Genomic DNA, 19,915 nt, shown 5'->3' with positions numbered 1-19,915 from the left:
GTCGATTCAAATTAATGAAGTCAAAGATTTAATCAGCCAATTTGATAGCTCATCTTTGCGTGAATTTTCTTACGCAACCAATGAGTTTACCTTGGCATTTTCTAAGAATAATGGGGCTGTAACACCATCAACTGCCTCATCGGCTGCCCCACTTGTTGCAACAGAAGTGATGCCAACTCAGAGCGCTGAGGTGCCTGTACCTGTAGCAGTTTCATCACCTGAAGCATCACCTGCTGCCATTGCCGAAGGCGATGTGGTGACGAGCCCACTCGTGGGTGTGGCTTATCTCAAGCCAGCGCCTGACAAATCAGACTTTGTCGCTGTCGGAGACACGGTCAAAAAAGGTCAGACATTGCTGATTATTGAAGCGATGAAGGTCATGAATGAAATTCCTGCGCCATGCGATGGGGTCGTGACCGAAATCTTAGTGCAAGCTGAGGCCATGGTCGAGTACGGAGAGGAATTGGTGCGCATCAAATGATTGATATTAATCAGATTAAAGAGGCACTGCCGCATCGCTACCCGATGTTGTTGGTTGATCGCGTGATTGAGCATTCTGAGGACGAAATTACAGCGCTTAAAAATGTGACAATTAATGAACCTTTTTTCAATGGTCATTTTCCAGACTATCCAGTGATGCCGGGTGTCCTGATTATGGAAGCCTTGGCGCAAGCTGCGGGTGTTTTGGAATTGTCAAAGCCTGAAAATAAAGGTAAATTGGTCTTTTATGCAGGCATGGACGGCGTGAAATTCAAGAAACAAGTCGTGCCGGGCGATCAACTGATTTTGAATGCCAAATTCATCAAACGCCGTGGGCCAATTGCGGTTGTCGAAGCTAAAGCAACGGTTGATGGGAAATTAGCAGCTAAAGGGACTTTGACCTTCGCAATTGGAGAGTAAAGCTTACCAACCAAGTTAAAAAGAATTAAATCGCCATCATGGCATTAATAAAAGAGAAATGATATGTTTAAAAAAATATTAATCGCCAATCGTGGTGAAATTGCGGTGCGGATTATCCGTGCGGCACGCGAATTAGGCATTCAAACTGTTGCTGTTTATTCTGAGGCTGACCGTGAGGCTTTGCATACTTTGTTAGCCGATGAAGCGGTTTGTATTGGCCCTGCTAAAGCGGCTGATTCCTACCTCAATATGCACCAAATTATTTCAGCAGCTGTGACTTTACAAGCAGAAGCCATTCACCCCGGCTTTGGCTTTTTGAGTGAAAACTCAAAGTTTGCCAATCTCTGTGAAGAAGTTGGAGTCAAATTTATCGGTCCCTCTGCCCAAGTCATGGATACCATGGGTGACAAAATCAATGCGCGTGCGCAAATGATTGCGGCCAATGTGCCAGTGATTCCGGGTTCTGATGGCGAAGTTGACGATGCCACGCAAGCTCTTGAAGTCGCACAAAAAATCGGTTATCCGGTCATGCTTAAAGCATCAGCTGGTGGGGGCGGTAAAGGCATTCGAAAGGTCAATTCGCAAGAAGAATTACTGCCGAATTTCTCATCTGCCCAAGCCGAAGCCCAAGCTGCTTTTGGCAATGGCGCCATGTATATGGAGCGTGTGATTTATCCTGCCCGCCATATTGAAGTGCAGATTTTGGCTGACGAGCAAGGTCATGTTGTCCATTTGGGGGAGCGTGATTGTTCGCTACAACGCAATAATCAAAAAGTGCTTGAAGAGGCACCGTCGATTGCGATTGGCCATACCTTGCGTGCTAAAATTGGTGCTGCAGCAGTTGCTGCGGCTAAACATGTAGGCTATGAAAATGCCGGCACGATTGAATTTTTATTAGATGAATCAACTGGCGAATTCTATTTCATGGAAATGAATACGCGAATTCAAGTGGAACATCCAGTTACTGAATTTGTGACCCATGTTGATATTGTCAAAAATCAAATCAGGATTGCTGCAGGCGAACCACTTGACTTTACCCAAGATGACATTAAAATCACAGGTCATGCCATTGAATGTCGGATTAACGCTGAAAATCCTAAGTTTAATTTTGCGCCAAGTCCGGGTAAGATTACAGATTTGTACTTGCCGTCTGGTGGCGTTGGCTTACGGGTGGATTCTGCCATGTATCAGGGCTACACGATTCCGCCATACTATGATAGTATGATTGCGAAAATCATCGTTCATGGGGAGAATCGTTTTGAGGCCTTGATGAAGATGCAACGGGCGCTTTTTGAGCTTGAAGTTGAAGGCGTTCAGACCAATGCGGAGTTCCAACTTGATTTGATTTCTGATCGTCATGTTATCGCAGGGGACTACGACACAGCCTTTCTGGGTGAAACATTTTTACCTAATTACTTAAAAAAAGAGGATTGATAGAAGACCATGGCTTTATTTAAGAAAAAAAGTAAATACATTCGCATCAATCCTAATCGTTCACGTCTGAATGAGCAAAATAGCACACCAGAAGTGCCAGACGAACTCTTCGCCAAATGTCCGAGCTGTAAACATATGATTTACACCAAGGATTTGGGACAAGAAAAAGTCTGTCCGTTTTGCTGTTATAATTTTCGAATTTCAGCTCAGGAACGTTTGAATCTTGTCGCAGATGCCGATACATTTTCTGAACGCTTTACAGGGATTGAAACGACTGACCCGCTGAATTTTCCAGGTTATCTGGATAAATTAGCAGCTGTGAAAGCTAAGACAGCACTGGATGAAGCCGTCTTGACTGGGACTGCCACGATTAAAGGGCAAAAAACAGCCCTTGCCATCATGGATTCTAACTTCATCATGGCATCGATGGGTATGGTCGTGGGGGAGAAAATTACCCGCTTGTTCGAGTATGCGACGATTGAAAACTTGCCAGTGGTCATTTTCACAGCCTCAGGTGGCGCGCGCATGCAGGAGGGGATTATGAGCCTGATGCAAATGGCTAAAATATCTGCAGCCGTTAAGCGCCATTCTAATGCAGGTTTGTTATACCTAACGGTATTGACTGATCCAACGACAGGAGGTGTGACCGCTTCCTTTGCCATGCTGGGAGATATTATTTTAGCTGAGCCGCAAACGCTAATCGGTTTTGCTGGGCGACGTGTGATTGAGCAAACGGTGCGTGAAAACTTACCCGATGATTTCCAAAAGGCAGAATTTTTACAAGCGCATGGGTTTGTCGATAAGATTGTCAAACGGACAGAGCTTGCGACGACAATTGGTCAAATTTTGAAACTGCATGCGAAAGGAAATGGAGATGACTGAAGAAGTGAAGGCGCCTGCTTTGGCAGTATGGCAAACAAGCGTTCCTCTAAGTGTCATTGGCGTTGTCCTAAATAGAGTTGTTAGTAGAATGCCTTTATTTTCCTGGCAGTTATACCTAACTGTAATGTTAGCCATGCTAGTTTTTTCAGTTATCTATGCGCTATGGATTTTCCCCTCTTTATTTCGGGATAAACCAGTATTACGTGATCATCAACTTATTTCGTTTTTGAATTGTTTTGTTGGTGGTATTATTTTTGGTTTGATTTGGAATTGGAGTCTGACAAAAGGGCAAAAAGGCATTTCAAATTTTGTTTTTCTTGGTTTAACGGTGCTTATGTTTGTTCTCAGTTTTTTCAATATTATTTAGCAGAAGTTAAATAAGGTAGAGCAATTCATGAAAGAGAGGATTAAAAATGACTGATAGTGCGAATAAAATCGTTCAGTTAGCACGAAGTCAAGACCGTTTGACGACGCTTGACTATGCGACGCAGATTTTCGATGACTTTATCGAATTTCACGGTGACCGCAATTTCAGAGATGACGGGGCTATCCTTGGCGGTATCGCCAGTCTTGCTGGTCGTCCTGTAACCATTGTCGGCATTCAAAAAGGCAAAGGCTTGCAGGATAATCTTGACCGTAATTTTGGTCAACCGCATCCTGAAGGTTATCGTAAAGCTTTGCGTTTGATGAAACAGGCTGAAAAATTCGGTCGTCCAATCATCACTTTTATCAATACAGCGGGTGCTTTTCCGGGATCTGGCGCTGAAGAACGCGGTCAGGGTGAGGCGATTGCGCGCAATTTGCTAGAAATGAGTGACCTCAAAGTGCCGATTATTGCCATTATCAATGGTGAGGGTGGCTCTGGTGGGGCGCTGGCTTTGGCAGTTGCGGATCGTGTTTGGATGCTGGAAAACGCTATGTACAGCATTTTGTCGCCAGAAGGTTTTGCGACGATTCTCTGGAAAGATTCATCACGTGCGCCTGAAGCTGCTGAGCTTTTGAAGATTACTTCTAAAGATTTGCTGAAAAATGGCGTGATTGACAAGATTATTCCAGAAGATAAGACGATTGCAATCTTGAAAGCTGCTTTAATCACTGAGCTTGATAGCTTGTCGAAATTGACAACTGATGCCTTGGTTGAAGCTCGCTATCAACGGTTTAGAAAATATTAAAAGAGCGCGATTTCAGCGTTTTTTTGATACAATAAAGAGATGAGAAAGATGATAAAAATTATTTTAGGTTTGCTTATTCTGCTGATTTTGATTGTCGGCAGCTACATCGCTTACGTCTATCTGCAATACAATCGCCTACCCGACAAGCAGACTTTGACCGTTAAAAAGGCGCAACACGCAAAACAAATTTCGGCTAATCAACCCTATAAAATCATGACCTTTAACATTGGCTATGGTGCTTATCCTGCTGACTACACTTTCTTTATGGATGGTGGTCAGGAAGTCCGTGCGCGCTCAAAGGCAGATGTCCTAGCAAATTTGACAGAGGATAATCGTCTTGTGACGACTGAAAACCCTGACTTTATCAACCTGCAAGAAGTGGACTACGAGGGAGACCGTTCCTTTAAAGTCAATCAACCTGACTTTTTCACTGAAAAAAATCCAAACTATACTAGTAGTTTTGCTAACAATTATCATTCAGCCTACTTATTTTACCCTATCACTCAGCCGATCGGCAAGGCTAAATCAGGTCTGCTGACGTTATCCAAAGGTCAGATAACGCAAGCCACACGCTATAGCCTACCGATAGAGACGAATTTTAATAAATTTTTCGACCTTGACCGTGCCTTTAGTGTCAATGAAGTGGCTGTGGAAAATGGTAAGAAACTCTTTATCTATAACGTCCATTTGTCAGCTTTTATCAAAGATGAAGTCATTCAAGCTGCACAGTTGACCAAGCTTTTTGATAATATGAAAGCACACGCGGATGCGGGAGATTACGTCATCTGCGGTGGGGACTATAATCATGTTTTATCAGGCAAAGCACATCCTGAGCTGACTTGGATGAAACCATTTCCGACGGCTAAATTATCAAAAAATATGCGGGTTGTCGCACCGACGAATGAACCTTCAGTCCGCAGTAATGGGACGGTTTATGGCGACCATTCCACATTGGGCGTGATTGACGGTTTTCTGGTAACGGAAAATGTCAAGACTTTAAACATCCAGACCATTCAAAATGACTTTAAATCAAGTGATCATAATCCTGTGGTCATGACTTTCGAATTAACCGAGTAACGAAAAGAGACTTATGCTAAGAATCACACAAATCAAAATTTCCATCCATGACGAGCTATCGAAGGTCAAAAATCAAGTGGCTAAAAAGTTGAAAATTCGCCCGACTGACATTTTGGACTTTAGAATTTACAAGGAGTCGATTGATGCCAGAAAACGTGGCGAAATCAACTTTATCTATACCGTAGATGTGACACTCAAAGATGAGAGTCAATTTTTGACCGGCAAGTATAAAAATGTCGCACCTTCACCAGATTTGACTTACAAAAATCCAAAAATTGGAACTCGAAAGCTGTCACATCGACCAGTCGTTATCGGTTTTGGACCGGCTGGCATGTATGCGGCACTCTTATTAGCGCAAATGGGCTACAAGCCACTCGTTCTGGAACGCGGCGAAGCCGTCGATGACCGTGTCAAATCCATAGACGCATTTTGGACAAAAGGCGAGCTAAATCCTCAGTCGAATGTCCAGTTTGGCGAGGGCGGTGCGGGGACCTTTTCGGATGGAAAATTGACTAGCCGTGTCAAAGATTTGCGCGGGCGCAAGGTGCTGACGGAGTTTGTCAATGCGGGCGCACCAGAAGAAATTCTCTACAAGGCGCATCCCCATGTCGGAACGGATTTATTGCGCGATATCGTGAAAAATATCCGGCAGGAGATTATTGCGCTAGGTGGCGAGGTACGGTTTAAGACGCAGGTTAAAAATTTCAAGATTTCAGATGGTCAGTTACGAGGTTTGATTTTGACGACGGGCGAAGAAATTGCGGTTGAGCAGGCGATTTTGGCGATTGGGCATAGCGCGCGTGATACCTTTAGTGAGCTTTATGCGGATGGCGTGAAGATGACGGCAAAACCTTTTGCGGTTGGTGTTCGTGTGGAGCACCCGCAAGAAGTCGTCAATCGCGCCCAGTATAAGGCGTTCGCGGGACATCCCAGACTTGGGGCTGCAGAATATCGCTTGACCTACAAAGCCAGCAACGGCCGTGGTGTTTACACCTTTTGCATGTGTCCGGGCGGTCTTGTCGTCGCATCCGCATCTGAGGCATGCCATCTCGTGACCAATGGCATGAGTGAACACGCAAGGAACCAAAACAATGCCAACAGCGGGCTTTTAGTCCAAGTCTTTCCAGAAGATTTTGGCAGCGATCATCCGCTGGCAGGGATTGCCTTCCAACGAGAATTAGAAAAGAAAGCCTTTGAGCTAGGTGGCGGCACCTATCAAGCACCAGCCCAATTAGTTGGGGACTTTCTCAAGGACGAACCGTCAACAGCAATGGCAAGTGTCACGCCAAGCTATTCTTTAGGTGTTAAGCCAACGGATTTGTCAGCGCTGTTTCCTGACTATATCACAGAGGCTTTGAGAGAGGCGCTGACTGGACTAGATAAGAAATTACATGGCTTTGCCATGGCAGATGCGGTAATGACAGGTGTCGAATCGCGCTCATCGTCGCCCTTGCGGATTAATCGAGATGAAGAGAGTTTCCAATCCGTCTCAACCAAAGGCATCTATCCGAGTGGTGAAGGCGCAGGATTTGCAGGCGGGATTGTTTCAGCTGCGATTGATGGCTTGAAATGTGCCGAGGCTTTGATTGGGGCGTTTTCACCTGTTGGGGAGTGATGAGTTATTATAAGAGAGCGATGATTATTTAAATCATGTTCTTTTATTTTTAATAGAATTTGTATATTTTATTTATAGTATTACTTTTTATGAAAGTATATCAAGGTTATATATTTATTACGGAATTCTTTGCTAAAGTATATAATGAATGTGTTATAATTATTTAAAAAGATATTTGAAAAATTCAATTTTTTGTTAATATATGTTAAAAATTATGTTGATTGGAAAGAAATAGAAAATATGTTAAGAGTTATAGAAGCGTTTTCAGGAATTGGAGCACAAAAGCAAGCATTGCTTGATTCAGGAATTGAACACGAAATTATAAATACTATTGAATGGGATATAAATGCGATTTATGCCTATGACAAAATGCATAACGGAGATAAAGAGCCGTCAAAATATTCAAAACCAAAAATTTTAGAAAAATTATCTAATTTAACACTTTCATCAGATGGAAAAAATCCAATGAAAGAAAAAACTTTAAGTCGAATGAACGAAGAAAAATTACAACGCCTATATGGGGCGATTGAACGGAACCGTAATCTTTGTGATATTACTAAAGTTAAAGGGAAAGATATTCCTGATGATATAGATTTATTAACTTACAGTTTTCCATGTCAAGATTTATCTCAGGCTAGTACTTTTCAAAATAAGGATAGTAAAGGTATTGAAAAAGGTGCTGGAACACGGAGTGGCTTACTTTGGGAAGTTGAAAGAATATTACAAGAAAAGTTTGATGAGAAGGAGATACTTCCGAAATTCTTGCTGATGGAAAATGTCAATGCGATCAATTCGCCAAAACATAATGATAATTTTAAAACTTGGCAAACAGAACTAAATAAAATGGGGTATGAAAATCGTGTTTATGAAAGATTAAATGCGATTGACTTTGGTGTACCGCAAAAACGCAGTCGAACTTTTATGCTGAGTGTCAGAATAGACAAATTTTCACATGAAGAAGTAGCTAGTAAGATTCCGGATAAGTTTAAATCTACAAAAGAAAAGAATTTAGCTAAATTTTTGCGTCTAGGTAAATTTCCAGAAGAAGAAAAATTGGCTGAGCCTAATTTCACACCAAGTCGTCAAAGAATAGCAACTGAAAATTTACAGCTTGTTGTAAATGGTCAAATAAGTGAAGAATTCACTAATACAATTACAACTAAGCAAGATCGTAATCCTAATGCAGGTGTGATTGTAGACAAAGATCCACAAGGAAATGTTACAAAAATGCGTTATTTAACATCACGTGAAACTTTTTTATTAATGGGATTTCCAGAAATAAAATTTGAAAATCTTATTTTAGCTAATAAAAGAGATAAGTATTTTTCAAATACACATTTGTATAAAATGGCTGGTAATTCGATTGTGGTTGATGTTCTGATTGAAATATTTAAAGAGATTATTCGTTTGAAAAAGGAGTTGTTTGATGGAGAATAAGACAATAATTTTAGTTCCAGATGCGTCTAATTTAATTGAAAGTCAACGCTCCATTGGCTATACTTTTGAAACAGCAGTAGCTGATATAATTGATAATTCTATTTCGGCAAACGCGAAATATATTGATGTTTTGTTTGAAAATGAAAATCGCTATGTCGCTATAATTGATAATGGTTATGGTATGTCAGAAGAGGAATTAATTTCAGCTATGAAATATGGCTCTAAATCTATTTTAGAAGAGCGGCATAAAAACGACTTGGGACGATTTGGATTAGGATTGAAAATGGCGTCTTTTTCTCAGTGTCGAAAATTAACGGTTGTTTCTTGCGAAGAAAATGGAGAAATGTCAGGAGCTGTTTGGGATTTAGATATTATTTCAAAAACTAATGATTGGACTTTGAAGATATTATCAAGGGAAGATATTTCTAATATATTAATTGAGAAGTCAGTTAGTAATTTTGAATCAGGTACGGTGGTGATTTGGGAGAAATTTGACAAGATTTCTGATAAGCGACAATTTGATGAATTGCTTTCAAAAACAGATTTACATGTTTCACTTGTTTTTCATCGGTATTTAGAAAAAAATCTGGCGATTAAATTTAACGGTAGGCAATTATTACCAGTTGATCCATATTTCACTAAAAATAAAGCAACTCAGCCATTGGAAGAAGAATCAATTCGATTTTCTGATAGGCGGATTACAGTTAAACCTTATATTATCCCTTATCAAAATCGCCTATCACAAGAAGAGAAACGATTTTTAGAAAAATACTATGAATTTAACATTAATCAAGGACTTTATATTTATAGAAATAGACGTCTTATCACATGGGGAAAATGGTTTAATGTTGCTCGTTCTAATGAACTATCAAATTTAGCAAAAATTCGAATAGATTTACCAAATTCAATGGATGATAGTTGGGAAATTGATGTTAAGAAATCAACCTTAAATATTCCAGTAGGTATTAAAACCCAACTTAAAGAAATTATCACAAGGACAATAGGTAAATCAGAGCGTGTTTATAAACATCGTGGCAATAAAAGAAATAATGATGGTTTAATTCATATATTTGATAGGTTTGAAAAAGATAAAAAAGTTTCTTATGAGATTAATCAAAATAACCCAATTTTGCGACAGTTATTTGAAAATATTTCCGATCAAGATTCTCGACTTTTGATGATATTTATCAAACAAGTATCAAACAATATACCTTTTGATAGTATTCGTTATGATATGGCAAGTAAAGATAGGGAAGTTGAAAAAGTTTCATCAAGTACTGATGACGAGGTTTATGAAGAAATTATGACCTTGATGAGTTTTCAGAGCGATATATTTAGCAAACAAAAATTGTTGCAAAATCTAAAAAATACTGAAGTTTATCAAAATAAAAAAACGATTTTAGAAAAAATTGAAGGAGAATTGAATGATTGATTATGAAAAAATAGCTCAATATGAAGAAATTGCACTTGCAGCAATTTCAGTTGGAGAAGATAATCCTGAATATTCGGTTGTTGAAAATATTTTGAAACAATATAATGCAATTTGGCAACTTGATGATAAGAGTTTAGTTGAACTCTCTAATCGGATATATACAAAAAAATCAGTTTCCCTTGATGAGGATACGATTCTTACTAGTAACCCAAATGCAAACTGGTTTGTAGATAGCCGTTTTGAACGTGGCACTGAACGATTTGATGCTTATCATAAATATTTGGAAAATGTTGAGGGCTATTCATTAAAAGTTATTAATTCTATCTCAACATCTATGGATAAGGTAATGAATAATGTTGGAGATCCTTTTGATAAAGAAGATTTTTCTAAAAAAGGTTTGGTCATTGGTGATGTTCAATCTGGTAAAACAGGAAACTTTATCGCATTAATGAATAAAGCAGCGGATGCTGGCTATAATATGATTGTTGTAACAACTGGAACAATAGAAAAATTACGTCGTCAGACACAGGAACGTATAGAATACGGTTTTTCTGGTATTTCTTCCTCAGTAAAAAAATCTGAAAAAAGGACAGTTGCAGATTTTGGAAATAAGGAGCAATCATATTTTGTCACAAATAAAGACAAAGATTTTTCTATAAAGTATGCCAATCCAGTTAATTTAGGTCAAGTGCCTATTGTTGCAGTAATTAAAAAAAATAAAACATCATTGGAAAATTTGGCATTATGGCTTGAAAATGGAAACAAGCAGGATATAAAAAGATTTGGCAAAATCGAGAAATCAGTTCTTTTTATTGATGATGAGGCAGACAATGCAACGATTAATACAAAAGATGCGGATAGTCCAACAACAATTAATAAAGGTATTCGTGCTATCCTAAATCTTTTTAAACGTTCTTCCTATGTCGGATTTACTGCAACACCTTTTGCCAATGTATTTATTGATCATACAGAAGAAGATGATTTATTTCCGAGTGATTTTATACAGGTGCTTAAAACACCTTCAAATTATATGGGTGCATCAACTATTTTTCCAGAAAAAGGTGAATATCATCATATTTTGAATACTAATGATGATGCAGAAACGGAGATTCCAATCGTTATTCCTAAGGAACGAAGAGGAGATTTTATTATTGAGGAATTGCCAGAGTCATTGAAAGAAGCAATTAAAATTTTCTTTTTGCAGAATGCGATTCGTGATTTACGTGGCGATAAGAAAAAACATCGTTCAATGCTTGTCAATGTTAGTCATTTGAATTACATTCAGCAACAAGTAAAGGAATTGATTTCAGAAGAAGTATTTAGATTAAAAACTCAGATTAAGAATTACATTCTAACTGAACAACCGATTAAAGTAGAACTATTTGAACTTTTTGAAAAAGAATTTCCTAAGATTGCTGAGAGTTTTGAAAGTGTCCAAAAACAACTTTCGGAATCAATTGATGCAATTGAAGTTGATGTGATTAACGCCAAAAACAAGTCATTTAATTATGAAGATTATCCAAATGGTGCTAGGATAATTGCTGTTGGAGGTTTTGCATTATCTCGTGGTTTAACATTAGAAGGTTTGTCAACCTCATATCTTTATAGAAATACATTGATGTATGATACATTAATGCAAATGGGGCGGTGGTTTGGCTATCGTCCGAATTATGATGATCTTATCAAGTTGTATATGCCTAATCAATCTATTGAGTGGTATAGCCAAATTTTAGATGCAACAGAAGATCTGAAAAAACAAATAAAGAGAATGGCAAATGAACATCAAACACCAAAAGAATTCGGAATTTATATTAAACAAGCTGAGGCTGATGAAGTAAGATTATTAATTACAGCGGGAAATAAAATGCGTAATGCCAGAGATCATGAAGTGACAGTCAAAATTTCGGGTGATTATCGTGAAACAACAAAATTAGATGTCAAGTCAGTGAAGCAAAATCGTCAAACTGTTGAAACGTGGATTTCTGAATATCAGGAAAGATTTGATGAAACACATTTATGGAAAAATGCAGATAAAGAATTGGTTAAAGCATTATTAGCTAATTATTTATATGGTAATTTTAATAAGTTGAATAGTCAAGTTGTAGCGGAAACCTTGAAGCATTTTAAGACATTTGATGTGAAAATTGCCTATACAAAAGCTGATAAGCCGAGAAAACGAGCTTTTCGTTACAATTCTAAGCATGAAGTTATCGCTTTTGCTAATTCTCGTGTGGGTTCCAGTGGTGATGGTAAATTTGCTTTAACAGAAGAACAAAAAGAATCTCACGAATTTAAAAGTGAAAAAGATTATTTTTCTAAATTTAGGGAAGACGAACGAAATCCTCTTGTGATTATCTACCCTGAAAAATTATCTTTTAACAAAGAAAATAAAAATTCGGATACTGAAACAGAAAAATTTTATCAAAAGAATAAAGATAATATCTTCTGGGCTATTGCTTTAGGTGTGCCGGAATTAGCAGATGAAAAAACTATTTCATACAAAACAAAGTTAAATACAGTTATGCAGCAGCAAATGATTACAGGTGAACAGTTAGACTTGTTTTCATCAGCAGATGAAACGGAAGAGGATTTAGAATGAAAGATTCATTTAAAATAATTCCAGAAATTGGAGCAATAAAAGCTTTTCGTGGCACAGATAGTAATGGTGCACAATCTTTAGTCTTTATTTTTAAAGAAAAACCAAAATTTGAAATTAAGACAATCAAAATTGCTAGTCGTATTCTTGAAAGAGAAAATGAATTCAGATTGTTTATTTCTTTATTTGACGAAGATGAAGTGACTCAGGAAATTTTTGATGTTTTTGTCAAAGATATTATTGATCATGTCAAATTAGCAGTGTCTGAAAAAGAAGTACTTGAAATTATGTCAAAACGTTTTCAGTATTGGACGGAGCTATTTAAGAAAACCCGTATGATTTTGAATGAACAATGGATTCGTGGTTTTTGGGGAGAATTATATTTTCTTGATAAGATTCTATCTGAAAAAATAGGTATAGATGATGCGATTAAATCATGGGTTGGTCCTGAAAAAGCAAATCAAGATTTTATTTTAGAGAAAGAAGTTTTTGAAATTAAAACTAAAACACAAAGTTCACAAACAGTAAAAATTTCGAATGATAATCAGTTATCAAGAGAGATGTATTTAACGATTTTGACAGTCACAAAATCGTCAGAATTACATGAAAATAGTTTGAATCTGTTTCAACTTATTAAAAATATTTTGAATAAGATTATAAATCATGAAAGTTTGCTGCTATTTCAACAAAAATTACTTGAAATTGGACTGTTTCCTTACGACAATGCGGAAATATATAATGTTTTCAACTATGAATTTTCAGAAGTCAGTTATTTCAGAATTTCTGATGATTTTCCATTTATTGACCATGCTAATGTACCAAAAGCTATTCCAAGTTATAAATATGAATTAACAATTTCTGAAATATCTGAGTTTGAATTAGAGGATAATCGAGTATGGCAATAAATGATTTTTATCAAGAATTTATAGAAGAAATCGAAAAAAATCGTGTTTTAGTAAATGTCACTTTTATTGAGGAATTTTTCAAACAGACAACGGATGATTTGATTGAAGCAGATGAAATTATTGGGAATCCAGAATATCTGCATTTTGAACAATCTTTATCACGAAACCAACGCTGTCAGATTGATGGCTACGTTTATAATGAAAATGATGGCATTTTAACACTTTTTGTTATTCCAAAAATAAATTATAATGAAATTGAATCCTTAGATAAAACGCTTGCGGATCGTTACTTTAAATTAGCAAGTAATTTCTTTGAAAAGGCTAATGAAGTATTAGAAGGTGGGGAAGAATCTAGTGAGGGATATTCTCTTGCTGATTCAATCATACATAGAGATGAGAAACACAATGATTTTAACGGTTTAGAAGGATTGAAAGTTGTTATTTTAACTGAAAAGTCAAAAGTTGCCAGTCTCGACACATTATATGCTACAAAGATAAATGGTATTAGGACATCTTTTCAAATATACGATATTGTTTTTTGGGAAAAATTATTAAAATCAAAACGTGGTAAAGTTGATCTAATATTAGATTTTTCAAATCAAGAAATTTCAGGTATCCAAGCTAATGAAACGACTGAATATCGTTCTTTTATGTGTTCAGTCAATGGTGCAGTTCTTGCAAGACTGTACGATAAATATGGTAGTCGCTTAATTGAAGGAAATATTCGCTCATTTCTGCAAACACGTGGTAAAGTAAATAAAGGTATTCGTGCGACGATATTAAAAGAACCGGATAAGTTTTTTGCGTATAATAATGGTATCACAGCAACGTGTACAGACATAAAAATTTCCGATAAAAAAGTGACACAAATTACTAATTTACAAATTGTTAATGGTGGGCAAACGACAGCAAGTTTAGCGAATGTGCTAATCAATGATAAGGCGGAATTACAACTAGCAAAAGTATTTGTTCCTATGAAACTTAATTTGATTTTAAAAGATGAAATTTATGATGAGCTAATTGCGAACATTTCCAATTATGCCAATTCTCAAAATAAGGTGTCAGAAGTTGATTTGTCAAGTAATCATCCATTCCATCGTGAAATTGAAAGTCTATCTAGGAAAATTCCAACACCATTACTAGATGGCTATTCATATAGTACTTATTGGTATTATGAACGTGTAGCAGGTCAATATTCTCAGGAAACTTATAAAAAATCTAAGGCTGAAAAGAAAAATTTTGAGAAAATAAATCCTAAATCTCAATTATTCAAGAAAGCTGATTTTGCCAAATATTTTAATATTTATCAACAACGACCAGATATTGCCTCTAAAGGTGGTGTAACAGCCTTTAGAGAATTTACACAATGGATTATTGATATATGGAAAAAACAGCCTTATTTAATAAATGATGATTTTTTCAAAACACAGATAGCTAATATTATCATATTCAAGACGGTAGATAGGATTGTTAAAAATGCTGATTGGTACAATAGCTATAAGGCGAATATAAATGCTTACACGATTGCTTATCTTTATTATTGGTTAGAAATACATGATTTAATGATAGATTTTAATAAAATTTGGAAAAATCAAGAAGTAACACCAAATCTTGTATATCTATTTGAAGATTTGACGAAAAGTGTTCATGAGCATTTGATTGATGAAAAACGACCTGTAATCAATGTTACTGAATATGCAAAACGTAAAATTTGTTGGGAAAGTTTGCAACATAATGATTTAATTGATGAGAAATTTGGATTTGGTTCTATTGTGATTGAAAAAAAAGATATTGAAGTAGAATATATGAAATTTGAAGATACAATTTCAGGTATGTTACAAAAATATGATCCGAATCTATTTACAGAGTTATACGAAATTTTATTGAAAGATGAAAATTTTGACAAATCTGAGTTAGATTTAATTGATAAAGTTACTCATGGGAAAAATCTCTATATTAATGAACAACAAGATAATCAGATTAGAGATATTTTAAATAAATATTTGGAGTCATAGAGGATTCGAAAATAGTAAATATTACTTAAAAATAAGCAACATTATATTGGAAAAAACTTTTACAAAACAGTACAGTTTAACTCATATTTATAACGACGAACAAAAATTAATGATCATCTTTTAACAACCAATCCACCAAATTCAAATGCTGAATCCCCTTATCATTACCACGCAACAATGAATCAAGCGTCAAAACATACTTAGGAAAACTATCAGCGATTGATTCTAAAGACGCAAATTCACGCTTAGCAGTTTCAGCGCTAGCAAGTAGGTAGCTGACTTGAATATAGAGTTTCTCCAACTGATGATTTACGACTTTTTCAGCAATAAAATCAACCTCAAGCGCATTTGAACTGCCAACAGTCACTTGGTAACCTCTTGATTTCAGTTCAAGCAATACAATGTTCTCAAGAATAAGCTCAATATCCTGTTCATTTCGCCCTAAAATTGCTTGTCTTAAACCGTGATCAACAGTATAGATTTTTTCTTGTGTCTTGAGTAATTTCTTACCTTCCATGTTAAATTTACGAACAGGGATATAGAAATAAGCATCTACACCAGCATCAATATAATTATTAACTGTTGCGACTGAGGTGTTGATGTGTTCGTTTTTTAGGAATTTGACAACAGAAAGCGAAGAAAATATTCTGCCAACATTGCCAATGGCAAAACGATAAATTCGTTTGAGTAAGTCAGCATCACGAATTTGATTGCGCTCAATGACGTCTTTCAAAATAATTGAGTTATAAACATCGGATAAATAGTTATCCCGCTGCTCAGGCAGAAGGTTTTGAGCCACGATGAATGGCATACCACCGTCATTGATGTAGGTCATGAAGGCTTCTGTATTTGAAACATCGGGATAGTGCAGTTTTTTAGCACTTAGATATTCATCAAAAGTAAAGGGATAGACATCGAACTCAACGTATCTGCCAGCAATCAGGGTAGATAGCTCGCTAGAGAGTAGTTTGGCATTACTACCAGTTACGAAAATGTCAACTTGCTCGCGATATGTCGCCCGCAATGAATTGATGACTTTTTCAAAGCCAGTTACTTCTTGAATTTCATCCAAAAAAATGTAAGATTTTTTGGGTAATGTTGCATCTATTTTATCAGTTAAATAGTCATTTAAAGCGTGGTAGTCGAGAAGTGGTTCAAATTCTAGTTTTTCAAAATTAATCTCAATGATATGATGTTTAGGGTTTTGGGCGAGAATATGATCACGAATCGCTTCAAGTAAGAAAGATTTACCAGAGCGTCTAACACCTGAGATGACTTTGATTAATTCTGTATCGATAAAGGGGATAATTTTACTTAAGTATTTTGGTCTAGAAATCATTCTGTCTACCTCCAATTTCATTTATAAGTTCATTATAGCATGATTCTTAAACATATTTAACTTACAAATTGATTTTAGTCTATTTTTTCATCGAATTTAACTTACAAATTGATTTTTATCGTAATTTCCCTCAAATTTAATCTACAAATGAAATTCAAGCCAAAATAAAAAGCCTGTCACAAACAAATGCTTTTTTAAATCTATCCCCAAATCAGCCCTAAGGCAATCGTAACTGCCAGCGCGCCATTATAAAGCATCAAATTATGAACAGACAGGATGAAAGTTTGGCTTTTGTCCTGTTTTTTCAGGAATTGATTGACATTTCGGATGACCAAAGGCGAGACCAAACTCATGAGCAGCACTGTCTTGGGTAGCACACCCGTCATCACGCCTGCCAAAACGACAAAACAAGCCAAACCGTACATGCCGACAAATAATCTCAAAGCATGATGAATGCCGATAAAATGCGGCAGGGTCAGGCGACCATTTCTTTCATCTTGCCCCAAATCGCAGATATTATCCGCCAACATGACGTTGAAATTCATACAGAAGCACATCATCCCCACGAGGCCAATGGGGATGAGCGTCGCGAAATCGATGTTAAAAGTCAACAACCATTGCTGAAAATGAGCTGTGAAGAAATCAGCGTCGAAAGCGTTGATGTAGATGCCGAAGAAGAAGCCGCATAGACCTTCAGCGAAACCAGCAAGCACTTCGCCCAAGGGGAAACGAGAGAAGGCAAAAGGCCCGAATGTGTAGAAAATAGCAATGATAAAGCACAGCGCACCAATCGGCAAAATGGCGATATTGGTCGTTAGGACAACAGCGACGCCAACGATGAGGTCAATAGCGAGTAGCGTAAGGCAAATTTTGAGTGCTAGACTAGGCGCAATATTGCGGGTTGATAAGATATTTTCATGGGTTTTATAGTCTGGATCAAGCGCTTTTTGGTAATCCATGAGATTATTCCAAGCACTAACAAATAAATTAATGGCAATCAGACCGATGAAAAATAACAGCGTTGGCAGAAAATGGAAGCTATTAAAAGCATAAAGTGCAAAAATCACACCGGCAATCGGCGATAAAAGCGCAGCAGGTAGGGTTTGAACACGCGTAAAATTTAGAAATGTTTTGAAAGTCATTTTTTCCTCGTCCTAAAAGACAAAATTTTCTAAAAATTATGTCGTTTTTGTGATATAATTATTACTAACCATTATAGCAAAAAATAGAGATAGGGTTTGCGTTTTGAGAAGTTGAAGCGATAAAAAGCTTGCCTCGGCTTAAAACAGTCATTCAATCTCTCATTAAAGGAGAATCTAATGCGTGCAATTGTAACAGTTATCGGACAAGACAGAACAGGTATCGTCGCAGGGGTGTCAACCCGTTTGTCAGAACTTGATGTGAATATTATCGACATTTCACAGACAATCATGGATGGTTTTTTTACCATGAACATGGTGGTTGAGATTGAAGCAACGGAGCATTTCATGGAGGTGAAGACTAACCTTGAAGCCCTAGGTGAAAGTTTGAAAGTTGACATTAAAATCATGAATGAAGCGATTTTTGAGGCCATGCACCAACTTTAATGTTCAGCCGTCATAACTGTTTGAAAGCGCAGAAAGACTTTGAGCGGACCTAAGTTCGCGAATGACCCCGCTTGGACGGAGCGCAAACGCAGGTCAAGTTTTAAGATTTCACAAAGTGAAATCGCAGAAAGGTCGCAGAAAGGTTGCAGAAAGGTTTAATGAAGTGAAACAAAATCAAATTCTTGAAACAATTCGGATGATTGAAGAGGAAAATCTCGATATCCGGACGATTACAATGGGGATTTCTCTTTTAGATTGTATTGATAGCGATATTGATCGTGCCTGTGAAAAGATTTATCAAAAAATTACAAGCAAGGCAAAAAATCTCGTTAAAATTGGGAATGAAATTGGCGATGAACTCGGTATTCCCATTATCAATAAACGGGTCAGCGTGACGCCGATCGCGATTATCGGTGCGGCAACTGATGCGACAGATTATACACCCTTTGCTTTAGCACTTGATCGTGCTGCCAAAGAAATCGGCATCGACTTCATCGGTGGTTTCACGGCACTTGCCCAAAAAGGCTATCAAAAAGGCGATAAAATCCTGATTGATTCCCTGCCTAAAGCCCTTGCGGCGACTGATTATGTGTGTAGCTCGGTCAATGTCGGGTCGACTAAAACGGGGATTAACATGGACGCCGTTCGTGACATTGGCGAAATCATTGTCGAAGCAGCCAAACTTGACGACATGAGCTGTGCGAAACTCGTTGTCTTTGCCAATGCTGTTGAGGACAATCCTTTTATGGCTGGCGCTTTCCACGGTGTTGGTGAGGCTGATGTGGTCATCAATGTTGGCGTGTCAGGTCCCGGTGTCGTGAAACGTGCCCTTGAAAAAGTTCGGGGTGAGTCTTTTGATGTCGTCGCTGAAGTGGTTAAGAAAACGGCTTTCAAAGTCACACGCATGGGACAGCTTGTCGGGAAAATGGCGTCTGAACGTTTAGGCGTTGAGTTCGGCATCGTCGATTTATCCCTCGCGCCAACCCCTGCCGTTGGTGATTCTGTCGCCCGTATTTTAGAAGAAATGGGGCTCGAAATGGTCGGGACGCATGGGACGACTGCAGCACTTGCTTTGCTGAATGACCAAGTCAAAAAAGGCGGCGTCATGGCCTGTAACCAAGTCGGCGGTCTCTCAGGCGCGTTCATTCCAGTTTCCGAAGATGAGGGGATGATTGCGGCGGTCAATGCTGGCGTCCTCAATCTTGAAAAACTTGAAGCCATGACCGCGATTTGTAGTGTTGGATTGGACATGATCGCTGTGCCGGGAGATACACCTGCCAGCACGATTTCGGCTATGATTGCAGATGAGGCAGCGATTGGTGTGATTAATATGAAGACAACTGCAGTTCGCGTCATTCCTAAAGGGAAAGTCGGCGAGCAGATTGAATTCGGTGGTTTGCTTGGGACAGCCCCAGTCATGCCCGTTCACAAAGAATCTTCAGCAGCCTTTATCGCACGTGGTGGCCATATCCCAGCACCGATTCACAGCTTTAAAAACTAAACTGCTGCTAGGTCGATAGATGAA

General features: G+C 37.7%; 17 protein-coding genes. 15 read left to right on the top strand and 2 right to left on the bottom strand.

Annotated elements, in window-relative coordinates; translation table 11 throughout:
- Positions 1-4: 4 nt before the first annotated feature.
- From accB to RsY01_RS01405, 13 genes are all read left to right on the top strand, one after another.
- The gene (gene accB, locus RsY01_RS01465) at positions 5-481 is read left to right on the top strand and encodes an acetyl-CoA carboxylase biotin carboxyl carrier protein (protein ID WP_167373218.1); all 477 of its coding nucleotides are present in this window, start codon (positions 5-7) and stop codon (positions 479-481) included.
- Positions 478-900, top strand: coding sequence for a 3-hydroxyacyl-ACP dehydratase FabZ (gene fabZ / locus RsY01_RS01460; RefSeq protein ID WP_094783788.1), 423 nt, complete (start codon positions 478-480; stop codon positions 898-900). The genes accB and fabZ overlap by 4 nt, the downstream gene beginning before the upstream one ends.
- 63 nt (positions 901-963) lie before the next feature.
- Positions 964-2,334, top strand: coding sequence for an acetyl-CoA carboxylase biotin carboxylase subunit (gene accC, locus RsY01_RS01455; RefSeq protein ID WP_094783787.1), 1,371 nt, complete (start codon positions 964-966; stop codon positions 2,332-2,334).
- A gap of 9 nt (positions 2,335-2,343) precedes the next feature.
- Positions 2,344-3,216 carry an acetyl-CoA carboxylase, carboxyltransferase subunit beta gene (gene accD, locus RsY01_RS01450; RefSeq protein ID WP_094783786.1) on the top strand — a complete coding sequence of 291 codons (873 nt, stop codon included), beginning with the start codon at positions 2,344-2,346 and terminating at the stop codon, positions 3,214-3,216.
- The gene (locus RsY01_RS01445; RefSeq protein WP_094783785.1) at positions 3,209-3,583 is read left to right on the top strand and encodes a hypothetical protein; all 375 of its coding nucleotides are present in this window, start codon (positions 3,209-3,211) and stop codon (positions 3,581-3,583) included. The genes accD and RsY01_RS01445 overlap by 8 nt, the downstream gene beginning before the upstream one ends.
- Positions 3,584-3,629: 46 nt before the next feature.
- The gene (locus RsY01_RS01440; RefSeq protein WP_094783784.1) at positions 3,630-4,388 is read left to right on the top strand and encodes an acetyl-CoA carboxylase carboxyl transferase subunit alpha; all 759 of its coding nucleotides are present in this window, start codon (positions 3,630-3,632) and stop codon (positions 4,386-4,388) included.
- A gap of 48 nt (positions 4,389-4,436) precedes the next feature.
- A complete protein-coding gene (locus RsY01_RS01435) occupies positions 4,437-5,465 on the top strand; it encodes an endonuclease/exonuclease/phosphatase family protein (protein ID WP_094783783.1) in 1,029 nt (342 codons plus the stop codon).
- Positions 5,466-5,478: 13 nt separating this feature from the next.
- Entirely contained in the window at positions 5,479-7,080 is a 1,602-nt protein-coding gene (locus RsY01_RS01430) for an NAD(P)/FAD-dependent oxidoreductase (RefSeq protein ID WP_094783782.1), read from the top strand.
- A gap of 240 nt (positions 7,081-7,320) precedes the next feature.
- Positions 7,321-8,517 carry a DNA (cytosine-5-)-methyltransferase gene (gene dcm / locus RsY01_RS01425; RefSeq protein ID WP_094783781.1) on the top strand — a complete coding sequence of 399 codons (1,197 nt, stop codon included), beginning with the start codon at positions 7,321-7,323 and terminating at the stop codon, positions 8,515-8,517.
- Positions 8,507-9,949, top strand: coding sequence for an ATP-binding protein (locus RsY01_RS01420; protein ID WP_094783780.1), 1,443 nt, complete (start codon positions 8,507-8,509; stop codon positions 9,947-9,949). The genes dcm and RsY01_RS01420 overlap by 11 nt, the downstream gene beginning before the upstream one ends.
- On the top strand, positions 9,942-12,548 hold the full coding sequence (locus RsY01_RS01415) for a Z1 domain-containing protein (protein ID WP_094783779.1): 2,607 nt from the start codon (positions 9,942-9,944) through the stop codon (positions 12,546-12,548). The genes RsY01_RS01420 and RsY01_RS01415 overlap by 8 nt, the downstream gene beginning before the upstream one ends.
- Positions 12,545-13,450: a PD-(D/E)XK motif protein gene (locus RsY01_RS01410; protein ID WP_094783778.1), complete on the top strand. Its 906-nt coding sequence runs from the start codon at positions 12,545-12,547 to the stop codon at positions 13,448-13,450. The genes RsY01_RS01415 and RsY01_RS01410 overlap by 4 nt, the downstream gene beginning before the upstream one ends.
- Positions 13,441-15,465 (top strand): AIPR family protein, encoded by a 2,025-nt coding sequence (locus RsY01_RS01405; protein WP_094783777.1) that lies wholly within the window; start codon positions 13,441-13,443, stop codon positions 15,463-15,465. Before RsY01_RS01410 ends, RsY01_RS01405 begins: the two co-directional genes overlap by 10 nt.
- 106 nt (positions 15,466-15,571) lie before the next feature.
- Here the strand turns inward: RsY01_RS01405 and RsY01_RS01400 are convergent, their stop codons facing one another.
- Together RsY01_RS01400 and RsY01_RS01395 are read right to left on the bottom strand one after the other, a co-directional pair.
- Positions 15,572-16,804 (bottom strand): ATP-binding protein, encoded by a 1,233-nt coding sequence (locus tag RsY01_RS01400; protein ID WP_094783776.1) that lies wholly within the window; start codon positions 16,802-16,804, stop codon positions 15,572-15,574.
- A 200-nt stretch (positions 16,805-17,004) separates the two neighbouring features.
- A complete protein-coding gene (locus RsY01_RS01395; protein WP_094783775.1) occupies positions 17,005-17,946 on the bottom strand; it encodes a UbiA family prenyltransferase in 942 nt (313 codons plus the stop codon).
- Between the two features lie 177 nt (positions 17,947-18,123).
- Between RsY01_RS01395 and RsY01_RS01390 the strand changes: the two genes are divergently transcribed.
- The gene (locus RsY01_RS01390) at positions 18,124-18,390 is read left to right on the top strand and encodes an ACT domain-containing protein (protein WP_094783774.1); all 267 of its coding nucleotides are present in this window, start codon (positions 18,124-18,126) and stop codon (positions 18,388-18,390) included.
- 163 nt (positions 18,391-18,553) lie between these two features.
- A complete protein-coding gene (locus RsY01_RS01385) occupies positions 18,554-19,891 on the top strand; it encodes a PFL family protein (protein WP_094784220.1) in 1,338 nt (445 codons plus the stop codon).
- Positions 19,892-19,915: the final 24 nt, after the last annotated feature.

The sequence above is a fragment of the Pseudolactococcus reticulitermitis genome (assembly GCF_002260845.1).
Classification (GTDB): domain Bacteria; phylum Bacillota; class Bacilli; order Lactobacillales; family Streptococcaceae; genus Pseudolactococcus; species Pseudolactococcus reticulitermitis.
The sequence above is the reverse complement of the archived record's forward strand: the minus strand, read 5'-3'. Positions and strand labels throughout refer to the sequence as shown.

What these genes read in the sequence shown, in the direction of transcription:
- fabZ (WP_094783788.1), top strand. Translation starts at nt 478, where the DNA reads ATGATTGATATTAATCAGATTAAAGAGGCACTGCCGCATCGCTACCCG.
- accC (WP_094783787.1), top strand. Translation starts at nt 964, where the DNA reads ATGTTTAAAAAAATATTAATCGCCAATCGTGGTGAAATTGCGGTGCGG.
- accD (WP_094783786.1), top strand. Translation starts at nt 2,344, where the DNA reads ATGGCTTTATTTAAGAAAAAAAGTAAATACATTCGCATCAATCCTAAT.
- RsY01_RS01445 (WP_094783785.1), top strand. Translation starts at nt 3,209, where the DNA reads ATGACTGAAGAAGTGAAGGCGCCTGCTTTGGCAGTATGGCAAACAAGC.
- RsY01_RS01440 (WP_094783784.1), top strand. Translation starts at nt 3,630, where the DNA reads ATGACTGATAGTGCGAATAAAATCGTTCAGTTAGCACGAAGTCAAGAC.
- RsY01_RS01435 (WP_094783783.1), top strand. Translation starts at nt 4,437, where the DNA reads ATGATAAAAATTATTTTAGGTTTGCTTATTCTGCTGATTTTGATTGTC.
- RsY01_RS01430 (WP_094783782.1), top strand. Translation starts at nt 5,479, where the DNA reads ATGCTAAGAATCACACAAATCAAAATTTCCATCCATGACGAGCTATCG.
- dcm (WP_094783781.1), top strand. Translation starts at nt 7,321, where the DNA reads ATGTTAAGAGTTATAGAAGCGTTTTCAGGAATTGGAGCACAAAAGCAA.
- RsY01_RS01420 (WP_094783780.1), top strand. Translation starts at nt 8,507, where the DNA reads ATGGAGAATAAGACAATAATTTTAGTTCCAGATGCGTCTAATTTAATT.
- RsY01_RS01415 (WP_094783779.1), top strand. Translation starts at nt 9,942, where the DNA reads ATGATTGATTATGAAAAAATAGCTCAATATGAAGAAATTGCACTTGCA.
- RsY01_RS01410 (WP_094783778.1), top strand. Translation starts at nt 12,545, where the DNA reads ATGAAAGATTCATTTAAAATAATTCCAGAAATTGGAGCAATAAAAGCT.
- RsY01_RS01405 (WP_094783777.1), top strand. Translation starts at nt 13,441, where the DNA reads ATGGCAATAAATGATTTTTATCAAGAATTTATAGAAGAAATCGAAAAA.
- RsY01_RS01400 (WP_094783776.1), bottom strand. Translation starts at nt 16,804, where the DNA reads ATGATTTCTAGACCAAAATACTTAAGTAAAATTATCCCCTTTATCGAT.
- RsY01_RS01395 (WP_094783775.1), bottom strand. Translation starts at nt 17,946, where the DNA reads ATGACTTTCAAAACATTTCTAAATTTTACGCGTGTTCAAACCCTACCT.
- RsY01_RS01390 (WP_094783774.1), top strand. Translation starts at nt 18,124, where the DNA reads ATGCGTGCAATTGTAACAGTTATCGGACAAGACAGAACAGGTATCGTC.